Origin of the sequence: Asticcacaulis aquihabitans (assembly GCF_032490435.1) — a bacterium.
GTDB lineage: Bacteria > Pseudomonadota > Alphaproteobacteria > Caulobacterales > Caulobacteraceae > Asticcacaulis.
Map to the genome: position 1 here is coordinate 235,489 of NZ_JAVGWM010000004.1, position 22,799 is coordinate 258,287.

Below are 22,799 nucleotides of genomic sequence, written 5' to 3' on the forward strand. Positions count from 1 at the left end.
TCTCCCATTACAGGCCGCGTGGCGGACGCGTACCGCCGCCCAGGCCGCCGGCAGTGCTGCGATTATTGCCGCCGCTGCGGTTCGCGGACGAACTGGCGCCGGATTGGGCCTGGGCGATCACCACCTGTTCCCCGACGGTGATACCGCTCAGGACCTGGACGTTGGTGCCGTCATTAATGCCTATCTTGACGTGACGAACCTCCGGCTTTTTCTTGTCCTTGCCCACGACACGGACCGTATAGCCGCCGTCCTTGTCCTTGCGGCCAAGGGCCGCCGCCGGAATGGTCAGAACATTCTGGGCGCTTTGCTGCACGATATAGACCTGTGCCGTCATGGACGGGCGCAAGACGCCATCGGGATTATCTACGTCGAACAGGCCGTAATAATAGATGGCGGACGAACTGGTGGCATTGGTTGTCGAGGTGTCGCCGGAAAAATCGGTCGGCGCCGGTTCGATGCTGCGCAGGGTGGCGTAATAACGTTTGTCGGGATCGCCCAGGGTCGTGAAATAGACGCGCATGCCGGGCTTGATGTTGATGACATCGGCTTCGGAAATCTCGGCCTTGACCGTCATCTTGTCGAGCTGGCCCAATACGACGATGGTCGGCGCCGACTGGTTGGCGTTGACCGTCTGACCCTGCTTGGTGACGATGGCGATCACCGTGCCGTTCATCGGCGCCGAAATCCGGGTATAGCCGAGATTAACTTTGGCGGTGCGAACCGAAATCGACGCTTGGTCAATCTGGGCATTAGCGGTATCGAGCGCGGCCTGCGCGCTTTTCAGCTGCTGCACCGCCGCCTCATAATCCGCCTTGGAGCCGGCATCTGCCTGATACAGGGTTTGCTGGCGGGTGAAATTGTTTTGTGCCTGGGCCAGCGTGGCCTGGGCCGATGCGCGCTGGGCCTTCTGGCTATTGAGGGCGGCGGCACTGGTGTCCAGGTCGTTCCTCTGCTTCTGCGAGTCGATTTCGGCGATCAAAGCGCCGGCCTGGACATTATCGCCCAGCGCGACGGCCAGCTTCGTGACCTGGCCCGATACCTGTGCGCCAACATTGACCTGTTCGAACGGTTCCAGCGTACCGGACGCCAGAACGGTTTTTTCGACGGTTCCCATGGCGGCGGCCTGGGTGATCAGCTCCGGACGTTTGGGTTTATTGAATACGGTCAGCCAGAGAACAATGACAAGGAGAAGACCGGCCGCAAGACCTGCGAAGGTGAGGAACCGCCTGTTTTTATACCACATGCCTTACGCCGCTATTCCATCTGGATTGCGCCCCCGCAGACCATGTCCATGGCCATTCTACGCAATGACTGTGAAATATCCGTCGTAAAAAAACGATGAGGTTCGATTTTAGGCGGCCACCGCCTCCCAACGCCCGGACGTTTCTGAGCGGAACAAAGCGTCGATGATCCGCATGTTGATGGCGGCATCCTGAATGCCATACGGCAACGGTGCCTCGCCACGGACGGCACGGCTGAAGGCCTCCCCCATCAGTTGGTATTGATTGGAGGGCTGCAAGGTGTGGGTGACCGCGGTGGCGCCGATGAAGGTCTGGCCGTCGTCGACGGTGATGACCTGCGGCGCATCGGGCGGCTGGTTGAAGGGGATGGATAGGCTGAGGCGCGCCTTGTCGCCATAGACGGTGACGCTTTGCGCCGGCGCCAGCGCGGTCGAGACGGCGAAGGTCAGTTGCCGTCCTCCGCCAAAATCGAGCAGGCCGGAGGTCAGGGTATCCGTCCCGAACGTTTTGTCGCGACTGATCAGCGCCATCACACGCACTGGATCAGCCTCGAAAAAGAAACGCCCGGCCACAATGGGATAGCAGCCGATGTCCATCAGGCCGCCGCCGCCCCATTCGACCTTGTTGCGGATATTGGCCGGGTCGGTGTTGTTGTAGCTGAACTGCGACTGGATGATGCGCGGCGTGCCTATGCTGCCCTCGCGGATCAAGCGGCGGGCCTCCAGCCATTGTAGGGAATGGCGCACCATGAAGGCTTCCATGATGTGGACTGTCTGCGCCACCTCGCTCAGCTGTCCGATTTCTGCCGCGTTGAGCGCCATCGGTTTTTCGCACAGGACGTGCTTGCCCGCCCGGGCCGCTTCGAGTGTTAGGGGCACATGCAGATGATTGGGCAAGGGATTATAGATGACGTCGATTTCGGGGTCGTCGATCAGGTCCTGGTAGGCGCCGTAGGCGGTATCCAGCCCTAAGGTGTCTGCCGCTGCGCGTGCCGCCGTTGCATCGCGTGACGCAATCCCCTTCACGTGGATTTCGTCACTTTGCATCAGCGCCGGAATGACCTTTTTGACGCCGATCCTGGCCGTGCTAAGTACACCCCATACCGTCTTTTTCATCACGACAGTCTTTCGATCAGCGCCATGGCGGCGGCGGGGTTGCGCGTTTTGTAACCGCTTATAACGTAAAGATAGACATCGTGCGGACGGGGCGGCTGTTTCGCGCCGAAGGTGTCCAGATCGTTCGGCACTTGTCCTTCCGACAGGGCGCGGGCGCGATACGCCCATTCGTCGAGCGCCTGCTCGCTATAGCCCTTCTCGTGCTGGTCGGTGGTGCCCATGATGCGGACATAGGCGAAATCCGCTGTCAGATCGGCAATGACCGGAAATTCAGAATCGGCTCCGGTGATAATGGCCACACCGTAATGACTGGCCAGGTCGACAAATTCCTTACAGCCAAAGCTGGGGTGGCGCACCTCGACCGCGTGGCGCAGGCGGACGCCATCAACCTCAGGCGGCAGCAGTTTGAAGAAGGTTTCGAAATCCGCCGGATCGAATTTTTTCGTCGCCATGAATTGCCAGTTGATCGGGCCCAGCTTTTCCTTGAGTTCGCTGATGCCACTGTTCAGGAAACGATCGACGCTGTCCTTCGATTCAGCCAAGTTCTTACGGTTGGTGGCGTAGCGGGTGCCCTTGACTGCGAAGACGAAATTGTCCGGGGTTTCGGCGCGCCATTTCTGGAAGGACGCCGGCTTTTGCGCGCCATAATAGGTGCCGTTGATCTCGATCGAGGTCAATTTAGAGGATGCATATTCCAGCTCGCGCTTTTGCACCAAGCCTTCCGGATAGAAGGGGCCGCGCCACTCCTCATAGGTCCAGCCGCCGATACCGACATAGATGGTCATGTTTTCCTCCTGCTGACACGTATCGCCTAAACGCGTGCCAAACTATGCTATGGCATGGCAACGCATTTGTGGCAGTAATTTTTCATGTTCACTTTATGTTCTTGATGTGGCATGAGTCAAATGGTTATGGACGACGAACAGCCCGCGCCGACACGAAAGATCATCCATATCGACATGGATGCGTTTTTTGCGTCGGTTGAACAGCGCGACAGTCCCGACCTGCGCGGCAAGCCCGTGGCCGTGGGCGGCGGCTCCGAACGCGGGGTCGTGGCCGCAGCGTCGTACGAGGCGCGCAAGTTCGGTGTTTATTCCGCCATGCCGTCGGTAACGGCGCGCCGTAAATGCCCCGATCTCATCTTCGTCAAGCATCGCTTCGAGGTCTATAAGGCGGTATCGCGCCAGATCCGCGATATTTTCGAAGACTACACCCCTTTGGTCGAGCCTCTGTCGCTCGACGAAGCCTATCTCGACGTCACCGAAAATCTGAAGGGCATGTCGTCCGCCACGGAAATCGCCGAGGAGATTCGCGCGCGCATCTGGGAGGCAACGCAATTGACGGCGTCTGCGGGCGTTTCCTATAACAAATTCCTGGCCAAGCTGGCCTCCGATCAGAACAAGCCCAACGGCCTGTTCGTTATCAAGCCGGCCATGGGGCCTGTTTTCGCCGCCGCCCTGCCGGTCAAGAAATTTCACGGCATTGGTCCGGCGACGGCGGCCAAGATGAACCGGCTGGGCCTGTTCAGCGGCCAGGACATACGCAACCAGACACTCGATTTCCTGGAGCAGCATTTCGGCGTCTCAGGGCGCTACTATTACGGCATTTCGCGCGGGATCGACCATCGCCAGGTCAAGCCCAACCGGGAACGCAAATCGATTGGTGCTGAGAACACCTTCTTCACCGACACGACCGATTTCGATACGGCCTGGAGCTTCCTGGAACCATTGATCGACAAGGTCTGGCGCTATGTCGATGCCAATCAGATCAAGGGGCGCACTGTCACGCTCAAGGTCAAGTTCAGCGACTTCCGCATCATTACGCGCAGCCGATCAGGTCTGGCGCCGGTCGCCAACAGGGCCGAACTGACCGCCTTTACTCGCACGCTTCTGGAAGGTGTTTTCCCTGTCGCCAAGGGGATCCGGCTGCTGGGCGTATCGATGTCGTCCCTGGGCGAGAAGGATCATCCGCAGGCTGAACAACTGAGCCTGTCGCTTTAGTGTGAAACTGGGTGTTGGTAACCCGACATCCGACTCGCGGAATCGCGGCGCCTTCGCTAAAAGCAGGGCATGGCCAAGCTTTATTTCTCCTATTCGACCATGAACGCGGGCAAATCGACCTTGCTTCTGCAGGCAGCCCATAACTATCGCGAACGCGGCATGACCGTGCTGATGTATACCTGCGCGGCCTATGCTGACGGACCGCAAGGCGTCATCAGTTCGCGCCTCGGTATCTCGGAACCAGCCGAACTCTATAGCGACGGTGACGATCTGTTTCAGAGCATCCGCGATCACCTGGAAGCCGACCGGATCGATTGTGTCTTCGTTGACGAAGCACAATGCCTGACGCGAAAACATGTCTGGCAATTGGCGCGGATTGCCGACCGTCTCGGTATCCCCGTCATGTGCTACGGGCTGCGCACCGATTTCCGGGGCGAGCTGTTCGCCGGATCGGCGGAGCTTTTGTCCATCGCCGACACCTTGCGCGAAATCCGCACCATCTGCTTTTGCGGGTCCAAGGCGACGATGGTGGTGCGCAAGGGCGCCGACGGGTTGGTGGTTGCCGATGGCGATCAGGTGTCGGCGGAGAAGTCGGACTATATCTCCCTGTGCCGCAAGCACTGGGAAGAAGCCATTGGGCACTGGCCGGTCAATGGACCGGAAGACTGGTTGGACGGGGCGAATCCGCGGCAGGTTTGATCCGCGTTTTCGCGATGACGGCCCGCCTTGTTATTTCTCAGCGTCGGACTTAGAGTGTAGACATGTCACTGCGCGCTCCCTTGATCGACGGTTTCGGACGCCGCATAAATTATGTGCGTCTGTCGGTGACGGATCGCTGCGACCTGCGCTGCACCTATTGCATGAGCGAGCGCCAGACCTTCCTGCCGCGCACGTCATTGCTCAGTTTCGAAGAGATGGAACGTCTAAGCCTGTTCCTCATCGACCGGGGCGTTGAGCGGCTGCGTATCACGGGCGGCGAGCCCCTGGTCCGCAAAGGCGTGCTCGATTTCCTGCTGCGTTTGGGCGAGCAGGTCCATAACGGCCGTCTCAAGGAACTGACCCTGACGACGAACGGCACGCTGCTGGCGGGGGCTGTGCCGACCTTAGTCGCGGCGGGGATCGGTCGCATCAATGTGTCACTCGACAGCCTGGACCCGGAGACCTACCGCCGTATCACGCGCGGCGGCGATCTGACCCAGGTTCTTGACGGGATTGCACTGGCTCAGGCTGCGGGCATCCGTATCAAGCTCAACGTCGTCGTACTGGCCGAAGATAATCGCCGCGACATTCCCGCTATCGTGCAGTTCGCCCATGCGCGTGGCATGGACGTGTCCCTGATCGAAACCATGCCCTTGGGCGATGAGATTGCCGGCCGCGAGGATCAGTTCGTCTCCGTGACGGATGTCCTGGCCGATCTGCGCAGCTTCTGGCACGTGGATGGGGTCAATGACGCAACGGGAGGGCCCGCCCGCTATTACCGCGTCGCCGAGACCGGTGGGCGCCTGGGATTAATCACGCCGCTTTCCCATAATTTCTGCGATACCTGCAATCGTGTCCGCATCACCTGCACTGGTCAGCTCTATATGTGCCTTGGCCAGGACGACCACGTCGATCTGCGCGCGGCCCTGCGCGACGACCCGACGACAACGGCTCTGGATACCGCGCTGGATGGCGCCTTGGCCGCCAAACCCAGGGCGCATGAGTTTTTTATTGCCGGCGCCGGGCTGGAACGGCCCGCACGCGTACATGCCCCGGCGCGCACCATGTCGTTGACGGGGGGTTAAGCGGTTGCCGTCTATCGATTGCGACCTATATATTTGAAGACAGCATGCTTAAGGGCTGCAACCCTATAGCTGGGCTGGCCACACGCGGTGGTATGGTATAGCTGTTCAGTAGCGTAAACCATTAAATCTTTATGGAATTTTTATAAGCAGTGCCGGGCTCCTTATTGGATGCTTACGTGGCGCTCCATAGGGTTTTTTCAGACGAACGGCCGGAACCTTATGTTCCTGACCGCAAGGGGGCATGGATATTTGATGTTACGAGTTTTTGGCAAGCATAGTGACAAGCAGAAACGCTCAGATCTGACGACGTCGCTGGGATTGTCGCTTGTCGGCGTCTTTTTTATCATCAGTGGCATCATTTCCTACGCCAACATTCAGACAATCCGGCGCGATACCGTGCTGGTGACGCAGACTCACATCATTCTGATCAGCCTGAACGAGCTCTTGTCGACGGTTAAGGATGCCGAAACCGGCCAGCGCGGCTATGTGATAACTGGGGATGACGCCTATCTCGATCCGTATAACAACGCAACGACGCATATTGATGAGCAGTTCACCAAGATAGGCGCCTTGGTAAAAGACGATCCCGAGCAGGTGGTCCGATTGAACCGCATGCGGGAACTGATCAACGGTAAAATGGCGGAGTTGGCGCGCACGATCGAACTCAGACGTACCGGCGGCCTCGACGCCGCGGTGGCTGTGGTGAAGGAGAGTTCGGGCAAGGTCTATATGGACCAGATCCGTTCTCAGGTCATGGGTATGCAGGCCGTAACGACCCAGCGTCGCGAGCAGCGTATTGCTGAAATGAACGACGCCTATAAGGTCGCCCAGGCGAGTGTGACGATAGCGGCTGTCATCGGCATCCTGCTGTCGGCCATGATCACCTGGATGATCAGCCGCGCCTCAGCGGCGCGCCGCCGGGAGGAATGGTTGCAGGTGGGGCAGGTGGGCCTTTCAGCCGCTATGATGGGTGAACAAAGGCTCGATCAACTGGGCAATAGTGTTCTGACCTTCCTATCCGAATATACTGGCGCCCATGCCGGCACTTTTTTTGCCTTGACCGACGGCCGCTATGCCCGAATGGGGACGGTGGGTGTGCCTGAGGAAAACGACGTTCCCGCGACGTTCTCGGCAAGGGATGGCCTGTTGGGCCAGGCCGTTTCGACGGCTAAGCCGATCATATTACGTGATGTAACGGAAACGCATCTGGCCGTTGGAGCCGGCCTGGGAAAATGGCGACCGCGCCACCTGCTCATCGCACCGGCGAAATCGGAACGCATGGTCGATGGCGTCGTTGAGTTGGGCTATATGCAGCCGATCGACGACCGCGCCTTGGAACTGCTTGAGCGCGTCTCCGAAACGATCAGCGTCGCTGTTCAATCGGCCAATTACCGTGCCCATCTGCAGAACCTTCTGGAAGAAACTCAGCGTCAGTCGGAAGAATTGCAAAGCCAGGGCGAGGAGTTACGCGTCAACAACGAGGAACTGGAAGAACAGAGCCGCGCCCTCAAGGAGTCGCACTTCCGTCTGGAGCAGCAGCAGGCCGAACTGGAGCAGACCAATTCGCAATTGGAAGAGCAGGCCGCCGCTCTCGAGAGCCAGAAAAACGACCTGTCGCGTTCGCGTGGCGAAATAGAACTAAAGGCGCGCGAACTGGAGCAGGCCAGCCGGTACAAGTCCGACTTCCTGGCCAACATGTCGCACGAACTGCGCACCCCCCTCAATTCTTCGCTTATCCTGGCCAAACTCCTTGGGGACAATCCGGATGGCAACCTGACCGAGGAACAGGTCAAATTCGCCCGTACCATCCAGTCTTCGGGCAATGACCTGCTGGCCTTGATCAACGATATCCTCGACCTGTCTAAAATCGAGGCCGGACAGATGGACATCCGCCCTGAGGCATTGTCGCTGACCCGCCTCGTCAAGGATATGCAGCGCGTTTTCGATCCGGTGGCGGAGCAAAAGGGGCTGACCTTCAAGGTCAGGCTGGCCAAGAACCTGCCCGACACCATCGATACCGACCGCCAGCGTGTCGAACAGGTGCTGAAGAACCTGCTGTCCAATGCGTTCAAATTCACTGAGACCGGGTCGGTCGAACTGGCCATTAGCCTGAACAGCGACGGCCGCATTGTCATGGCGGTAAACGACACCGGCATAGGTATTTCGGACGATCAGCAGGCGGCCATTTTCGAAGCCTTCCGTCAAGCCGACGGGACGATCAGCCGCAAATATGGCGGCACCGGCCTGGGGCTGTCGATTTCGCGCGAACTGGCCCGTCTGCTTGGCGGCGCCATCGGCCTTAAGAGCGCACCGGGCAAGGGATCGAGCTTCGCCCTGACCTTGCCGCTTGTTTACGATGCGGCCAATGTCACCTCCGGCATGATCACGCCTTTTGTCGCGCCTGCCGACAGCGATGATGATATCGCTATCCTCCCGCCCCCGCCGACCGTGGCCGCCAAGACCGCGGGCAAGACGACCAAAGGTGTCCTGCGTCCCGGACGCGTTCAGGATGATCGTGACCGGCTCGATCCCAAACGCCGGATTATTCTGGTGGTTGAAGACGACGTGTCCTTCGCCGGCATCCTTTACGATCTGGCGCGCGACCAGTCGTTCCAGTGCCTCGTGGCGACCTCGGCCGAGGAGGCGCTGGAAATGGTTCAGCAATACACGCCCCACGCCGTGGTGCTCGATATCGGCCTGCCCGACCATTCGGGCCTGTCGGTTCTTGACCGCCTGAAGCGCGACAACCGCACGCGTCACATTCCGGTTCACGTCGTCTCGGGCAGCGATTACCAGCATACCGCCCTGTCGCTCGGTGCGGTCGGCTACATGCTCAAGCCGGTCAAGCGTGACGAACTGGTCGACGCCTTCAAATCGCTCGAAGGCCGCCTCAGCCAGCAGATGCGCCGCGTCCTGATCGTCGAGGACGACGAGGTACAACGTGACAGCGTATCGCGTCTGTTGAAGTCGAACGACACCGAAACCGTTGCCGTCGGCACAGCGGCGGAATGTCTGGAACAATTGAAGGAACATACCTTCGACTGCATGGTGCTTGACCTGAGCCTGCCTGACGCCACGGGCTATTCTCTGCTCGAAACCCTGTCGCACGAAGACGCCTACGCCTTCCCGCCGGTCATCGTCTATACCGGCCGCGATCTGAGCTATGAGGACGAGCAACGCCTGCGCCGATACTCGTCATCGATCATCATAAAGGGCGCCAAGTCGCCGGAACGCCTTTTGGACGAAGTCACCCTGTTCCTGCACCAGGTGGTTTCCGAGCTGTCGCCGGAGCAGCAGACCCTACTCAAGAAGGCCAAGAGTCGCGACGCCATGCTGGAAGGCCGGCGCATCCTGATCGTCGAGGACGACGTACGCAATGTCTATGCCGTCACCAACATCTTCGAGCCGCTGGGTGCCATCATCTCGATCGCGCGCAACGGTCGCGAAGCGCTCGACCTCCTTGAAAAGACCAATGACCGCAAGGACGCCGACACGGCCATCGATCTCGTCCTCATGGACGTCATGATGCCGGAAATGGATGGTCTGACGGCGACACGTGAAATCCGCAAGCGCGCCGACTGGGCTAAGCTACCAGTCATCATGCTGACGGCGAAGGCCATGAAGGATGATCAGGAACGCTGTCTGGATGCCGGCGCCAATGACTATATGGCCAAACCCCTGGACGTGGAAAAACTCATTTCTCTGGTACGTGTATGGATGCCGAGATGATGCCAAAGACAGAGGATATCGAAATCCGGCTGCTGCTGGAAGCGATCTTCCGTAAGTATCATTACGATTTTCGCGGCTATGCGATGGCTTCTGTTAAGCGCCGCCTCTTGCAGGCGCGCGATCATTTCCAATGTCACACCATATCCGGCTTACAGGATCTCGTGCTGCACGATCCCACCATGATGGCGGCCATTCTGCCCTATCTGACAGTTCAGGTATCGGAGCTGTTCCGCGATCCGCTGTATTTCAAGGCCGTCCGTGAAAAGGTCGTGCCGCACCTCAGAACCTATCCGTCGCTCAAGGTGTGGATTGCCGGGTGCAGCACAGGCGAGGAACTCTATTCCTTCGCTATATTGTTCCTCGAAGAAGGCCTTTTTGACCGCACCATGTTCTACGCCACCGATATCAATCATGAGGCGCTGAAGAAGGCAGAGGCGGGGGTATATAGCCTCAACCGCATCAAGCTGTTCACGGAAAACCATCGCCTGTCGGGCGGCAAGGGGTCGTTGTCGGACTACTACACCGCCGCCTATGGCGCGGCGTCGTTCGACAAGGCCTTGCGAAAGAACGTCGTCTTCTCCGACCACAGCCTGGCCACGGACGCTGTCTTCGCCGAAACCCACATGGTGTCCTGCCGCAATGTGTTGATCTATTTCGATCGAGACCTTCAGGACCGGGCCATAACCTTGTTCAAGGGATCGCTGGCGCGCAAGGGGTTCTTAGGTCTTGGCTCCAAGGAAACCTTGCGGTTTTCGGCGAGCGCCGACGCCTTCAGCGATTTCGCGCACGATGAGCGCATATACCAGAAGCGGGACGTGACATGAGCATGACCGCGACAACAAAGTCCTTGAAAGACAATCCGATCGTGCGCCTGGGGGGTGTTATGGAAAAAGCCGTCGCAACGCCCGAAGCGGTGGTCATCGGCGTATCCGCGGGAGGGCTTAAGGCGCTGACCGCCATCCTGCCGGTCCTGCCGGCAGATTATCCATTGCCGATCATGATCGTCATTCACCTGCCGCCCGACCGCGACAGCGTGGTTGCTGAGCTGTTCGACGCCAAGTGTGCGCTTACCGTGCGGGAGGCCGAAGACAAGGAAGACATTTTGCCCGGTCATGCCTACTTCGCGCCGCCCGACTATCATCTGCTTATCGAGCCTGACCACCGCCTCTCGCTGTCATCAGAGGAACCGGTCCTGTTTTCGCGCCCGTCGGTCGACGTGTTGTTCGAAAGCGCGGCTGACGTCTACGGCGAAGGCCTGATCGGTGTTGTTCTGACCGGTGCCAACCCGGACGGCGCACTCGGCCTAAAGGCCATATTGCAAGCCGGTGGCCGTGGGTTGGTGCAAAGGCCTGATCAAGCCTACGCCAGTGCCATGCCGGAAGCGGCGCTGGCGCTTAGCCCTGACGCGGAAGCCATGACCCTGGAACAGATCGCAGACACACTGCAGAAAGCGGTGACGACATGAACCCGGCCCTGATTACCCCTGTTCCGATTCTGATTGTCGACGATCTATCCGAAAATCTGATTGCGCTCGAAGCCTTGCTGCGCCGGGATGGTCTCGAATTCATCAAGGCCAGTTCCGGCACGGAGGCACTGGAAATCCTGCTCAAGCGTGAAGTTGCTCTGGCTTTGCTGGACGTGCAAATGCCGGAAATGGATGGCTTCGAATTGGCGGAGATGATGCGCGGGTCGGAACGGACGCGGCGCATTCCCATTATCTTCCTGACGGCCGGCGTGACCGACCGGTCGCGGAAATTCCGCGGCTACGAAGCTGGCGCCGTCGACTTTCTGGAAAAGCCGCTGGAAGCCGATATTCTGCGGTCAAAGGTGGCTGTCTTTTCGGAGCTATATCTGCAACGTCGCCAGATCGCCGTTCAGCGTGACAATCTGAAGGCCTTTGCCGAGGAAAACCTGCGGCTGCTTAAGGACAGCCGCGACAATGCCCAGGCGCTGAAGGAAGCCGATGTTCGCAAGGACGAATTTCTGGCCACCTTAGCACACGAATTGCGCAATCCCCTGGCGCCGATCCGCAACGGTTTGCAGATATTGAAAATGTCGCCGGACGGACCGCGCGCCGAAGACGTTCGCAGCATGATGGACCGCCAACTGACCCACCTGGTGCGCCTAATCGACGACCTGCTCGATGTCTCGCGCGTATCGCGTGGCCGCATCGACCTGCGCAAGGAGCGTATAAGCCTTCAGGATGCCGTCAAGGCCGCCGTGGAAACGTCAAAGCCGCTCATCGACGCCAATGGCCACAAGCTGACACTCGACATCCCGACGGAGCCCTTATGGGTCGAAGGCGATCTGACGCGCCTGGCCCAGGTGGTATCGAACCTGCTCAACAATGCCGCTAAATATACGGCGCATGGCGGTCGTATCTGCCTGACCGTGACGCCACATACCGGCCACGCCGACATCATCGTTGCCGATAATGGCCTGGGCATCGAAGCCGACATGCTGCCGCGCGTCTTCGATTTGTTCGCCCAGGCCGACAGTCATCTTGACCGCTCGCAGGGGGGGCTGGGTATCGGCCTGGCCCTGGTAAGCAAGCTTGTTGATATGCATGGCGGCACCAGCAAGGCCGAAAGCGACGGACCGGGCAAGGGCTCAACCTTTACGGTCAGCCTACCCCTGGTCGGCGCCAGTGGTGAAGCCCAAGGCAAGCCCTTGCAGAAAAATGGCCGACCCGCCGCCCCGATGAAGGTATTGATCGTCGATGACAACGTCGACTCCGCCCAGACCAGCCTGTGGATGCTCGATCTGATCGGTCACAAGGCCGAGGTAGCGAACGACGGTGCCAGGGCGCTGGAAATGGCCAGCGAGATGAAACCCGATGTCGTGCTGCTGGATATCGGGATGCCGGGAATGGATGGCTACGAGGTCTGCCGCCACCTGCGCAAAATGCCTGGGATGGAACAAAAAGTGTTGATCGCCCAGACGGGATGGGGGCAGGAAAGCGATCGCCAGAAGGCGTTTGCGGCCGGTTTCGACCATCATATCACCAAACCGGTCAGCCTTGACCTGCTTACCCAATTGTTGGCAGATATCAAGCAGACCGCTACCGAAGGACATACCCATGGCTGACGACGGAAATGGCAGGACTGAGACCATGCGCATCATGATTGTCGAGGACAATGAAGCTCTGGCGCAGACCACTGGCTGGCTGGTCGAAATGATCGGCTATGATTACAAGCTGGCCGCTAACGCCAAACAGGCGATCGACACCTATGCGGAATATAAGCCGGACGTGTTCATGATCGATATCGGGCTGCCCGGCATGAACGGTTACGACCTGTGCCGGGAACTGAAATCGCGTCCGGATCTGAAAAATGCGGTCTTCATCGCTCAGACGGGCTGGGGGGAAAGCGAACATCGTCGCATGACGGCGGAAGCTGGATTTGACCACCACATGGTCAAGCCGCTTTACCTGGAGGCGTTGGAGACGCTGCTGGGCGACATCGCCAAGCAGAAGACGGGTTCCGCCTGACACGGAACGATTAGGCGGCCTTGATCCGAAATCGGAAGCAGGCGCCGCCCAGCGGTTCAGGACGTGCGTCCTGAGGTGTCACGAGGTCCAGCGCACTGCCGTGGCCCTGCACGATCTGCTTGGCCAGGCTCAGGCCGACACCGGTCCCCGTGGCCTTTGTCGAATAGAACGGCATGAAGACCTGTTCGGCGCTGTCCGCGCCGATCCCTTTGCCCGAATCCTCGACTTCGAAGATCACGCCTTCCCCGTCGCGCTTCAGGCGCAGGCGTACACAGGCGTCCGGCTTTTCCAGAGCGGCCTGCGCGCCGTTATTGAGCAGGTTCGATACCCCGAGCCACATCTGGTCTTCGTCCATCAGCAGGGATATGTCGCTTTCGGCCAGGCCATCGAGGCGTTCGGCGTCGAACCGTACGCCCTTTTCTCCCCATTGCGCCTCGAAGCTTTCCGTCAGGACGTCGAGCCACAGACCGAGCGCGCACGGACGTATCACGGGCGGCGGCAGACGGGTCAGGGCACGGTAGGCATTAATGAAATCGGTCAGGCCCTCGGTGCGCGCGACCACGCGTTCCAACGCCTTACGCGCTGCCGCGTGCGATTCGGCCGTCTCGTCGCCCAGCAGATCGAGTGCGCTTCGACTCATCGACGCCACGGGCGTCAGGGCGTTCATCAGTTCGTGGTTGAGCACCTTCAAAAGGTCACGCAAAGCGCTGGCCTCGGCGGCACGGACGTCGGCGGAAATATCGGTCAGTACCGCCAGATGCGACACGTGAGTCTCTTCCTCCATCTCAGCCAGATGCACGGCAAAGGTCTGGCCCTTCCACTTGATTTGGGAGCCTATCGTCGCCAAGCCCAGCAGCCGCTGACCGGCCGGATCGGCGGCATCTCCCAGTAAGGCCTTACGCGCGGCGACGGGCAGGGCATAGGCCACGTCGAACAGCTTGCGGGCGGCGCGATTGACGGCGATCAACTGGCCGTTATCGGGTTGAAGCAGGAGCGGTGAAGGCGTCTGGTCCAGCAGGACCTGCAGGCGGCGACGGCTGAGTTCTGCCGTGAAGTTGGTGCCGGGCTGGTTACGTTTCAACAGGTCGCGCCCCAGCACAAAGGCGGACTGGGTCAGGCCCAGAGAGGCCAGCGTCAGGGCGCCCAGCCCGCACACCAGAGCGCTGGCATACAGCCCTCGTGTAAGGGCCAGCCAGCCGAACGCGCCCAGGATGAAGACACCCATTTGCGCCGCCAGCGGGAGCATGATGCGTCTAAAGACCATGTTTTTCCATCCGCCGGTACAATGCGGCGCGCGTCACGCCCAGGTCCTTTGCCGCCGCCGAAATGTTGAACTGGTGCCGATTGAGCGCTGCCTTGACCAGTTCCCGTTCCGACCGCTCCAGATTGAGGTCCTGGGGCGCCTGGGGCAGGATGCGCGGCGCCTCCATGGCGGCCTTGATGGAGGCGATGAAACGGTCATTGTTCCATGGCTTGACGACGAAATCCTGGGCCCCCATGCGCATGGCCTGAATGGCGATGTTCATACCGGAATGCCCGGTGACCACCACGACGGGCAGGCTGGCGTCACGTTTCATCTGCTCATCCAGAAAGCTGAGGCCGGCGTCCCCTGACGTGTCGCCGCGCCGGTAATTGAGATCGAGCAGAAGGACATCGATGGCATTGGCCGCCAGTTGTTCACGCGCGGCCTCCGGGCTTTGCGCCTTGAGCAGACGCATGCCGTGGCGCGTCAAAATCAGCTCGGCGGCGTCGAGAATATCGGCGTCGTCATCGAGGAACAGAGCGGTCAAAGGCCCTTTTTGTACAACGTCTTGAGCGGCTTCGGACATGTTCGAAAACGGACACTTTCATGGGGGCAATTGGGGCGGATAATGCCCTGAAGAGCTTAAAAGTCAAATAGAATTAGGCGTTTATGTCTATTTCGTATCCTGTGTTAGCCTTGTAATATGCCCGATAGACCTCTCAACTCCGCTTCAAATGACCGTCGCCTGGCCAAACCGTGGTGGCGCCGCCGTCCCATTCAAATCGTTGGCGCCGTGGCGATCGCCGCCGTATTGGCTTTGGGCGCCTTTGTCCTTCTGCCGCCGCCCAACACGGTTACGGTCAATGCCAACTCCCTCGATACCGGCGTCGTGAGCCGTGCTGCGTTCCAGGACTATGTCGCCCTGCGTGCGGCTGTCGAGCCGCTCGAAATCACCTACATCACGGCCGAAACCAGCGGCCGCATCATCGCCGTCAGCGCGGCCGATGGCGATATGGTCATGCCGGGCCAGGCCCTGGCCGGGCTGGGCAATCCCGATCTGACCCTGGCCGTGTCTTCGCGCGAGGCCGATATTTCCGCCCGCCTGAGCGACACCAACAGCCAGCTCATGACCTTGCAAAATGCACAGAATGCCAGCGAACAAAGCATCGCCGATGTGGCCTACGCCCTGCACAAGGCCCAGGAGGAACTGACGAAGCGCACTCTGTTGCGTGAGCACGGTGTATATAACGACGCGGCGGTCCAGACCTATGTCGATGAGGTCGCCTATCAAAAGCAGCGACTGGCCGCGCTCAAGACCCAGCAGGCGCAGCAGACGCAATTCTATACCTCTCAGCGCCAGCAAATCCTGGCCTCCGCCAATGACCTACGCCGCAGCCGCGACGAAGTGCGCGCCGGCCTGAAAGCCCTGAGCCTGACCGCGCCGGCGCAGGGGCGGCTTACGGGCTTTACGCTCAAGCCCGGACAGGCCGTAAAGCAGGGCGATCCGGTCGCAGAGGTCGATTCCGAAGGTACCTACAAGCTAAAGGCCGAGGTCGACGAATATTATCTGGCCCGTCTGTCGGTCGGCCTCAAGGCTATGGCCAATGTGCATGGCAAGGATGTGGGTGTGCACGTCTCCAAAATCTTTCCGCAGGTCAATAACGGACGCATCACCGTCGAATTGGAATTCGACGTCATGCCGACCGACCTGAAACGTGGCGAAACCATAGATGTGCGCCTGTCGCTGGGTGCCACCCAAGACGCACTTCTGGTGCCGACCGGCGGCTGGCTCACCGACAGCAACGGCACGTCCATCTTCGTGCTTAACGCCCATGGCGACGCGGCGACGCGGCGTCCCATAACCGTCGGCCGGCGCAATCCCGAATATGCCGAAATCCTGTCGGGCCTGAAGATCGGTGAGCACGTCGTCACCGGCGGCACCCAGGCCTATCTCAAAGCGCAACACCTCCGTATCCGAAAGAGCGACACAGAATGACCAGCCTTATCGAACTTCAGAATATCACGCGTCTGTACCGCTCGGACGAAGTCGAAACGACGGCCCTGCACAATATCTCGCTGCATATCAAGCGCGGTGAATTCGTCGCCATCATGGGACCGTCGGGCTGCGGCAAGTCCACCCTGCTCAATATCCTGGGCACAATCGACCGGCCGACATCGGGCGCCTACCTGTTTACCGATGCCTCAGGCGCACAGCAGGACCTGGCCCGGATGAACGAAGTCAATCTGGCCCGGCATCGCGCCCGGCATCTGGGTTTTATTTTCCAAAGCTTCAATCTGGTTGACGATCTGACCATCTATGAAAATATCGAACTGGGTCTGCTCTACCGCGGAGGCGTGAAGGGCGGCCGACGGCCCATCATCGAAGCGGCCATGGACAAGGTCGGTATCGGCCACCGCGCCCGCCACTTCCCGCATCAGCTGTCCGGTGGTCAGCAGCAACGCGCCGCCATCGCACGCGCCATCGTGGGCTCACCCGACCTGATTCTCGCCGACGAACCCACCGGCAATCTCGACACCGAAAACGGCGCGCAGGTGATGCAGATCTTGCAGACGCTTAACCAGGGTGGCGCGACGATCATCATGGTCACCCACTCGCAATCCCATGCCGACCAGGCCACGCGCCAGGTCGATATTCTCGACGGACAACTCGTCGCCTCCGTGGCGCAGGTGCTGTGATGTTGAAAAGCACCTTTACCGCCTTCTACCGGTCGTTTGTCCGCCATCCGCTCTATGCCCTGCTCAACCTGCTGGGCCTCAGCCTGGGCATTGCCGTCTTTATCGCGCTCAGTCTCTTCTATCGTTTCGAAACCAGCTACGAGAGCTGGAGCCCTAAATTGCCGCAAATCTACACGATAGGCATAAGTTTCCATTTCCCCGGTATGACGGATGATACAGGCATCGGCTCAATGGGCGGCCTATTGGAGGAGCTCAAGACGGCCTATCCGCAAACCGACGGCACGCGTTACTGGCCCGACAGCGTCATCGTGCATAAGGGGGCCGATGTCTTCAATGAACAGATCAACCTGGTAGACGCCAATTTTCTGATCTTTTTTGCTGTACCCGTCGTCTATGGTGACCCGGCCAATGCCCTGAGCGATCCTTCTCACGTCGTGCTGAGTGCCAGCCTGGCGCGTAAATACTTCGGGGTGACAAACGCTGTTGGACGCACCATGGTCCTAAACGACGAGGAGGGATTGAAGACCTATACTGTCAGCGCCATCGTTGCCGACCTGCCAAAAAATACCGAGATGAAACTCGATATATTGCGCCTTCTCACGCCGCAACGCACAGCGCTTAGGTCCAACTGGCATCACTGGGGATCGGTGCAATTGGCGACCTATCTCAAATTCAAAAGCCGAACAGAAGCCAATGCACTTGCGGTGCAGTTTCCGGCCTTCACCGATCGCCAGGCTGGGCAGTCGTTTGGTCCTGACGTTAAGCCGCACAAGATGCTGGAACTCAAACTCATTCCGTTGGCCGATGCGCACCTGATTTCGCCTAAGCTGAAAGCCGCTGTCATATCCCTAGGCGTGGTCGGTATTGTTGCCTTGGCGCTCGCCTTGATCAACTATGTTAACCTGGCCACGGCGCGCGCAGGGTTGCGGGCACGGGAGGTGGCGGTGCGCAAGACGCTGGGGGCGGCACCCCTTGCCCTGCGCCTGCAATTTATCTTCGAAGCCATGCTGACCCTGCTTCTGGCGTTCTTGGTTGCCTTGTCTTTTGTTGAGTTGAGCCTGCCTCTACTCAATAGTGCTGGCGGCCTGTCGCTCAAGCTCGACTATCATGCCGATGCTCTGTGGATCGCGAGCGTGCTGGCCATTGTGATGGTGGCGGGGCTTGTTGCGGCGCTTTATCCGGCGTTCGCCTTGTCGGCTTTCAAGCCGGCTCAGGTCCTGGCCTCCAGCCGCACGCCCGGCGGCGGCCGTACGGCTGGTATTCTGCGTACGGGGCTGGCCATGGTGCAGTTCACCGCCGTCGCCGTCGCCTTTATCCTCATCATGGGTTTCCTGCTGCAAATTCGCCATATCCAGAATGCCGATATCGGGTTTCAGCGGAGCAACCTGATGATCGTCAATTCGATTCGCGACAACGCCGTAACCCAGTCCCAGCGGGATGCCTTCGTCGCCGGAGCGAATGCCTTGCCGGGCGTCAGTTATGTCACCATCGCCAATGCAATTCCCGGCGACACGAGCTCGGTCAACAATTCGAATATTGTCCGGCCTGGCCAGGTTGATAGCGCGACTGAGTCGCCGACCGTGAACTACTCCATTGTCGGACCGGAGTATTTCCAGCTTCTCGGGGCGAAAATGCTGGTCGGGCGTGTTTTCGACGTGCAACGCGGCGAAGACCAGATGTGGGACGACAAGACAACCGACAAAGATCGTGTTTACAGTGTCGTCATCAGCCGTCGCGCCGCCAGGGACATGGGCTTCCCGACACCGCAGGCGGCGCTTAATCAAACGGCGCGATTTAACGACCACACTGTGCGCATCATCGGCGTTGTCGAAGACATGCGGTTCTATAACCCCAATGAACCCATACCGGCAAAGCTCTATTTGTTCGATGCGCACGCATCCGAGTCCGTCGTTGGGATGGTCCGCTATCAAGGATTGTCTGCGCCGGCCATGCGTGAAAAGCTGCAGCATCTGTGGCGACAAATAGCCCCTGCCGTGCCATTCGACGTGACGAGCGCGGCTGACAATCTCGACAAATACTATAAGCCCGAGCGTGACCGGACGCACCTGTTCACTATCGGTGCCGGAATTGCCGCCCTTATCGGATGTATTGGCTTGTATGGCATGGCTGCCTTCAACACCGGCCGGCGCGTCCGTGAGATCGGCGTCCGCAAGGTACTGGGCGCATCTGCCGGGCGAGTGGTTGGACTGCTGCTGAGGCAGTTCCTGTATCCGGTCGCTATCGCCAGCCTCATCGCCTGGCCGTTGGGCTGGCTGGCCCTGGAGCGTTGGCTGTCGCAATTCGATGATGCGATTGCCATGCCCTTATGGGTTTTCCCGGTGGCCTCAGGCGTTGCCTTGGCAATCGCCCTGGTAACGGTGGCCGGCGTGGCCTTCGGCGCCGCCAGCACGGAGCCCGGAAAGGCCTTAAGGCACGAATAGGATCAGGCGATAACGGAGCCCACCCAGCGCTGAAACGCCGTCACGGCCGTCTCATGCTTCGGCGAGAGACGGCCGGTGTCGTACACGCCGGCGTTCAGGTTCTCCTGCACCTTCTCGACGATCCACTTGTCTTCGGCCGTCACCTGATCCGACATGGCGATGGTCGCCTCCGGCACCGGTTCGCCGTCGGGCGTCAGGTATAGATAATCGAGCTGTGTCTGGTCCGCACCGACCGGCGACATGCGCTCGATCATCAGGCCGCGACTATAGACATTGATGCCGATATTGGGCCAAACCCAGCCCCATAGCCCGTCATAGACGGCGTCCGGCGATTTTGGTGGCGCGTCGTGCAGCACAACGCGACCTTCGACCGTGACCTTGTATTGCTCGGCAACGATTTCGGCATCGAGCGACGGGTGCATGGACGGCACATGATAGCCTTCGAGATAGTTTTCGACATAGGTCTTCCAGTTGCAATCGAGCAAATGCGCGCGGCGCAGACCAACCTTCAGGTTTGACCAGTCGGCCTCATTCAGACGGGCATCCAGCGGCGCGATCTGCACGCTCAAATCGGGCAGGTCGTCGCCGATCCCGGCAAAGACAAGGCCGCGCCAGGTCTGAAGCCGGATCGGATACAGGCCGTATTCGCGCGGGTCGAAATCGGCGGTCGCGCCGAAATCGCGGGCGGCACGCAGGCGACCATCAAGCGTGTAGCGCCAGCCGTGATATTGACAGGTCAGATAGCCGTCACACGTCCCCGCCTCCTCGCGGGTTAGCGGTCCGGCACGGTGACGGCACACATTATGGAAGGCGCGCAGGACGCCGTCATCGCCGCGCACAATGACGACCGGATAGCCGGCCAGTGTATCGGCCCGCCACTCCCGCGGATGAGGCACGGCGCTTTCATGCGTCAGGAACTGCCAGTTGCGAGCGAAAACGTCGCGGCGTTCGACCGGCCACAGGGTCGGATCGGTGTACCATCTGGCCGGTGCGGTGACGGGCGATGAGGGCTTCGCGGTCGTGTCCATGCTGTCCATTACTGTGTCCTCCTGCTGCGAAACCAGTGCGTGCCGTAAATGACCGCACCTATGGCGATCAGTACGGCCGATGCGCCGGCCAGTTTAAGAAAATCGCCCATGGCGTCCGTTGTCGCGGAGCTAGGCACCAGGCTGCCGAGTATGGCGGTGAAGGCGACGATGAAGCCGAGCGCTGCCAATATCTTCGCCCCCATGGCGCCACCGGGCGTCCGCCAGTCCAGCCCCGCGTCCGGTCGCTTCTGAGCGATCCAGTAGGCGGCGAACATCCACAGATAGGGAATGACGAATGTCAGCACGCCCATGCTGACGACAAAATCGTAAGCCCCGGCCAAGGTGGCGCCAAAGGCGCTCAGGCCCATGATGAGGATCACCAGGACGGCCTGAATGGTGATGGCGACAACCGGGGCGCCGGTCTTGGGGTCGGTGCGGCCCAGCACCTTTGGCAACATATGGTCGACGCCGATGGCGAAGGGCAGGCGCGCCGCCGCGCCGAACCAGGCGCTCATGCCACCCAGAAAGGTCAGGGCTGCCGCCGCCAGAAGGTAGGGCAGCCAGGCCGAGACGTGCAGCTTGGTCAGCGCGGCGGCAAGCGCGTCGGGCAGGCCGCCCAGACGCGACGCGATCTCTTGCGGAACGATGGCCAGCATGGCGGCTGTGCCTCCGGCATAGCCAATAGTCTGGAACAGGCCAAGCACGATCAGGGCGGGCACAATGGTCCGCACGCCACCCTTGACGTCGTTACGCATCAGGGCGACGCCTTCGACCCCACCAAAGGCGAACACGATGCTGGCCCACAGGATGGCGCCGTTGGCATCAAACGGCGGCGTGTAGTTGGCGCGGGCGAAATCGGTCGCCGATCCAGTCACATCGCTTAGATAAAATCCGGCCCAGATCAGAAAGAACAGAATAGCCACCGACACGGCAGCGCTGGCGATCGGCAGCCACTTGCCGACGCCGAAGCCGCGCGCGTGCAGGGCGGCAACGACGAGCAGGATCGCCGTGGCCGCCCAGAAGGCGCCTACGGGCTGACTGAGCACGGCACCCAGCCCTGCCGTTGCTGGAATGCCGAGACAGGCCTTGCCCAGCAGGTTGACGATGAAGAACAGCAGGCTGGCGAAATAGGGCAGGTTGCAGGCCCAGTAGAGCCAACCGGTCATGAAGCCGGCGAAGGGGCCCTGGGTTTCGCGCACCCAGGCATAGACGGCGCCCTCCTCAGGAAAGCGCGCCGACAGCTCCAGCGTGGCGCAGACTAGCGGCACAAGGAACAGAAGCGCGGCGACAATCCATAAGGTGATGGCCACGGGTCCGGTGGCCGCGCCTGTGGCCAGCCATCGGATGCTGAAATTCATGGCGGTGCCGTACAGGGCGATGCCCCATAGACCGGTTCTGGGGCCAGTCTTTGAGCCTGTTGTGGAACCCGTCTTGTCGCCTGCGGTCATGACGCCACCCCTGTGCAAGACAGATGATTGCGACGCGAACGGACGATCGTCAAGCCACCGTGAGTCGGTCGCCGATTCGCACCCGGCCATTGGCCACAACCCGGGCGGTAATGCCGCCATGATGACGCACGGCGTTGTAGCCGCCGGTGCCGAACGTCTCTTCCATTCGCGAGCACGGATGACATTCGCCGGTCATTTCCAGGACCGCGTCGCCAAGCTGGAACACCTTATCTTTCAGCGCCAGGAGGTTGATGCCGCTGACCATGATGTTGCGGCGAAGCTGTGCGGGCGTTACTGCCTGATCGAGATAGCTGGATATGGCGAAGAGGTCTTCGCGCTGGATAAGCGTGACGTGGCGCGTCCCCTTGCGCGGGTTATTGTAATGATCGCCGACCAGTCCTGCCTGGATGTCCAAATCAGCATGATCGACAACGGTTATGTCACCGCGCCGAATGGGCCTCAAGCCGATCCATTCCACCGTGCCTGGACGCATGGTCGCGTTGAGGAGGTCCGCAAGGGCCGATTTGGGGTTGAGCACTGCCAAGTCCTTATGGCCGAATCCGTTGAGTTTATCCGGCCGAAA

19 protein-coding genes are annotated in these 22,799 nt (G+C 60.0%); 11 read left to right on the top strand and 8 right to left on the bottom strand.

Going from position 1 to position 22,799, the window contains the following annotated elements; all coding sequences use genetic code 11:
* Positions 1–7: 7 nt before the first annotated feature.
* From RCJ00_RS15440 to RCJ00_RS15450, 3 genes are all read right to left on the bottom strand, one after another.
* Positions 8–1,243 (bottom strand): efflux RND transporter periplasmic adaptor subunit, encoded by a 1,236-nt coding sequence (locus RCJ00_RS15440; protein ID WP_316223063.1) that lies wholly within the window; start codon positions 1,241–1,243, stop codon positions 8–10.
* Between the two features lie 108 nt (positions 1,244–1,351).
* Entirely contained in the window at positions 1,352–2,356 is a 1,005-nt protein-coding gene (locus RCJ00_RS15445; protein WP_316223064.1) for a Gfo/Idh/MocA family protein, read from the bottom strand.
* On the bottom strand, positions 2,356–3,141 hold the full coding sequence (locus RCJ00_RS15450; protein WP_316223065.1) for a DUF72 domain-containing protein: 786 nt from the start codon (positions 3,139–3,141) through the stop codon (positions 2,356–2,358). The genes RCJ00_RS15445 and RCJ00_RS15450 overlap by 1 nt, the downstream gene beginning before the upstream one ends.
* Before the next feature lie 111 nt (positions 3,142–3,252).
* Between RCJ00_RS15450 and dinB the strand changes: the two genes are divergently transcribed.
* The 8 genes from dinB to RCJ00_RS15490 all read left to right on the top strand — a co-directional run bounded on the left by dinB (position 3,253) and on the right by RCJ00_RS15490 (position 13,359).
* Complete coding sequence (dinB, locus tag RCJ00_RS15455) at positions 3,253–4,356, top strand: DNA polymerase IV (RefSeq protein ID WP_316223066.1); 1,104 nt, start codon at positions 3,253–3,255, stop codon at positions 4,354–4,356.
* 69 nt (positions 4,357–4,425) lie between these two features.
* Entirely contained in the window at positions 4,426–5,055 is a 630-nt protein-coding gene (locus RCJ00_RS15460) for a thymidine kinase (protein ID WP_316223067.1), read from the top strand.
* A gap of 62 nt (positions 5,056–5,117) precedes the next feature.
* Complete coding sequence (gene moaA / locus RCJ00_RS15465) at positions 5,118–6,140, top strand: GTP 3',8-cyclase MoaA (protein ID WP_316223069.1); 1,023 nt, start codon at positions 5,118–5,120, stop codon at positions 6,138–6,140.
* A gap of 252 nt (positions 6,141–6,392) precedes the next feature.
* A complete protein-coding gene (locus tag RCJ00_RS15470) occupies positions 6,393–9,869 on the top strand; it encodes a response regulator (RefSeq protein ID WP_316223071.1) in 3,477 nt (1,158 codons plus the stop codon).
* Positions 9,866–10,693, top strand: coding sequence for a CheR family methyltransferase (locus RCJ00_RS15475; protein WP_316223073.1), 828 nt, complete (start codon positions 9,866–9,868; stop codon positions 10,691–10,693). The genes RCJ00_RS15470 and RCJ00_RS15475 overlap by 4 nt, the downstream gene beginning before the upstream one ends.
* A gap of 2 nt (positions 10,694–10,695) precedes the next feature.
* Positions 10,696–11,334, top strand: coding sequence for a chemotaxis protein CheB (locus RCJ00_RS15480; protein ID WP_316223075.1), 639 nt, complete (start codon positions 10,696–10,698; stop codon positions 11,332–11,334).
* Positions 11,331–12,956, top strand: a complete 1,626-nt coding sequence (locus RCJ00_RS15485; RefSeq protein ID WP_316223077.1) for a response regulator — start codon at positions 11,331–11,333, stop codon at positions 12,954–12,956. Before RCJ00_RS15480 ends, RCJ00_RS15485 begins: the two co-directional genes overlap by 4 nt.
* The gene (locus RCJ00_RS15490; RefSeq protein ID WP_316223078.1) at positions 12,949–13,359 is read left to right on the top strand and encodes a response regulator; all 411 of its coding nucleotides are present in this window, start codon (positions 12,949–12,951) and stop codon (positions 13,357–13,359) included. Before RCJ00_RS15485 ends, RCJ00_RS15490 begins: the two co-directional genes overlap by 8 nt.
* A gap of 10 nt (positions 13,360–13,369) precedes the next feature.
* Here RCJ00_RS15490 and RCJ00_RS15495 read toward each other — a convergent pair whose 3' ends face one another.
* Both RCJ00_RS15495 and RCJ00_RS15500 read right to left on the bottom strand, forming a co-directional pair.
* On the bottom strand, positions 13,370–14,623 hold the full coding sequence (locus tag RCJ00_RS15495) for a sensor histidine kinase (RefSeq protein WP_316223080.1): 1,254 nt from the start codon (positions 14,621–14,623) through the stop codon (positions 13,370–13,372).
* Positions 14,613–15,149: a response regulator gene (locus RCJ00_RS15500; RefSeq protein WP_316223081.1), complete on the bottom strand. Its 537-nt coding sequence runs from the start codon at positions 15,147–15,149 to the stop codon at positions 14,613–14,615. The genes RCJ00_RS15495 and RCJ00_RS15500 overlap by 11 nt, the downstream gene beginning before the upstream one ends.
* 156 nt (positions 15,150–15,305) lie before the next feature.
* Between RCJ00_RS15500 and RCJ00_RS15505 the strand changes: the two genes are divergently transcribed.
* The 3 genes from RCJ00_RS15505 to RCJ00_RS15515 are packed head-to-tail and all read left to right on the top strand — an operon-like array spanning position 15,306 to position 19,740.
* Positions 15,306–16,598: an efflux RND transporter periplasmic adaptor subunit gene (locus RCJ00_RS15505; protein ID WP_316223083.1), complete on the top strand. Its 1,293-nt coding sequence runs from the start codon at positions 15,306–15,308 to the stop codon at positions 16,596–16,598.
* Positions 16,595–17,299 (top strand): ABC transporter ATP-binding protein, encoded by a 705-nt coding sequence (locus RCJ00_RS15510; RefSeq protein WP_316223085.1) that lies wholly within the window; start codon positions 16,595–16,597, stop codon positions 17,297–17,299. Before RCJ00_RS15505 ends, RCJ00_RS15510 begins: the two co-directional genes overlap by 4 nt.
* On the top strand, positions 17,299–19,740 hold the full coding sequence (locus RCJ00_RS15515) for an ABC transporter permease (RefSeq protein ID WP_316223087.1): 2,442 nt from the start codon (positions 17,299–17,301) through the stop codon (positions 19,738–19,740). The genes RCJ00_RS15510 and RCJ00_RS15515 overlap by 1 nt, the downstream gene beginning before the upstream one ends.
* Before the next feature lie 2 nt (positions 19,741–19,742).
* Here RCJ00_RS15515 and RCJ00_RS15520 read toward each other — a convergent pair whose 3' ends face one another.
* From RCJ00_RS15520 to RCJ00_RS15530, 3 genes are read right to left on the bottom strand one after another with little or no spacing between them, the layout of a single operon-like run.
* Positions 19,743–20,777: an aromatic ring-hydroxylating oxygenase subunit alpha gene (locus tag RCJ00_RS15520; protein WP_316223088.1), complete on the bottom strand. Its 1,035-nt coding sequence runs from the start codon at positions 20,775–20,777 to the stop codon at positions 19,743–19,745.
* Positions 20,777–22,216, bottom strand: a complete 1,440-nt coding sequence (locus tag RCJ00_RS15525; RefSeq protein WP_316223089.1) for an APC family permease — start codon at positions 22,214–22,216, stop codon at positions 20,777–20,779. The genes RCJ00_RS15520 and RCJ00_RS15525 overlap by 1 nt, the downstream gene beginning before the upstream one ends.
* A gap of 49 nt (positions 22,217–22,265) precedes the next feature.
* Positions 22,266–22,754 carry an MOSC domain-containing protein gene (locus RCJ00_RS15530; protein ID WP_316223091.1) on the bottom strand — a complete coding sequence of 163 codons (489 nt, stop codon included), beginning with the start codon at positions 22,752–22,754 and terminating at the stop codon, positions 22,266–22,268.
* Between the last annotated feature and the right edge of the window lie 45 nt (positions 22,755–22,799).

Excerpts from the sequence above, each read along its gene's own strand:
- RCJ00_RS15480 (WP_316223075.1), top strand. The coding sequence starts at position 10,696 with ATGACCGCGACAACAAAGTCCTTGAAAGACAATCCGATCGTGCGCCTG.
- moaA (WP_316223069.1), top strand. The coding sequence starts at position 5,118 with ATGTCACTGCGCGCTCCCTTGATCGACGGTTTCGGACGCCGCATAAAT.
- RCJ00_RS15525 (WP_316223089.1), bottom strand. The coding sequence starts at position 22,216 with ATGACCGCAGGCGACAAGACGGGTTCCACAACAGGCTCAAAGACTGGC.
- dinB (WP_316223066.1), top strand. The coding sequence starts at position 3,253 with ATGAGTCAAATGGTTATGGACGACGAACAGCCCGCGCCGACACGAAAG.
- RCJ00_RS15505 (WP_316223083.1), top strand. The coding sequence starts at position 15,306 with ATGCCCGATAGACCTCTCAACTCCGCTTCAAATGACCGTCGCCTGGCC.
- RCJ00_RS15510 (WP_316223085.1), top strand. The coding sequence starts at position 16,595 with ATGACCAGCCTTATCGAACTTCAGAATATCACGCGTCTGTACCGCTCG.
- RCJ00_RS15460 (WP_316223067.1), top strand. The coding sequence starts at position 4,426 with ATGGCCAAGCTTTATTTCTCCTATTCGACCATGAACGCGGGCAAATCG.
- RCJ00_RS15485 (WP_316223077.1), top strand. The coding sequence starts at position 11,331 with ATGAACCCGGCCCTGATTACCCCTGTTCCGATTCTGATTGTCGACGAT.
- RCJ00_RS15440 (WP_316223063.1), bottom strand. The coding sequence starts at position 1,243 with ATGTGGTATAAAAACAGGCGGTTCCTCACCTTCGCAGGTCTTGCGGCC.
- RCJ00_RS15520 (WP_316223088.1), bottom strand. The coding sequence starts at position 20,777 with ATGGACAGCATGGACACGACCGCGAAGCCCTCATCGCCCGTCACCGCA.
- RCJ00_RS15445 (WP_316223064.1), bottom strand. The coding sequence starts at position 2,356 with ATGAAAAAGACGGTATGGGGTGTACTTAGCACGGCCAGGATCGGCGTC.
- RCJ00_RS15470 (WP_316223071.1), top strand. The coding sequence starts at position 6,393 with ATGTTACGAGTTTTTGGCAAGCATAGTGACAAGCAGAAACGCTCAGAT.
- RCJ00_RS15450 (WP_316223065.1), bottom strand. The coding sequence starts at position 3,141 with ATGACCATCTATGTCGGTATCGGCGGCTGGACCTATGAGGAGTGGCGC.
- RCJ00_RS15475 (WP_316223073.1), top strand. The coding sequence starts at position 9,866 with ATGATGCCAAAGACAGAGGATATCGAAATCCGGCTGCTGCTGGAAGCG.
- RCJ00_RS15490 (WP_316223078.1), top strand. The coding sequence starts at position 12,949 with ATGGCTGACGACGGAAATGGCAGGACTGAGACCATGCGCATCATGATT.
- RCJ00_RS15515 (WP_316223087.1), top strand. The coding sequence starts at position 17,299 with ATGTTGAAAAGCACCTTTACCGCCTTCTACCGGTCGTTTGTCCGCCAT.
- RCJ00_RS15495 (WP_316223080.1), bottom strand. The coding sequence starts at position 14,623 with ATGGTCTTTAGACGCATCATGCTCCCGCTGGCGGCGCAAATGGGTGTC.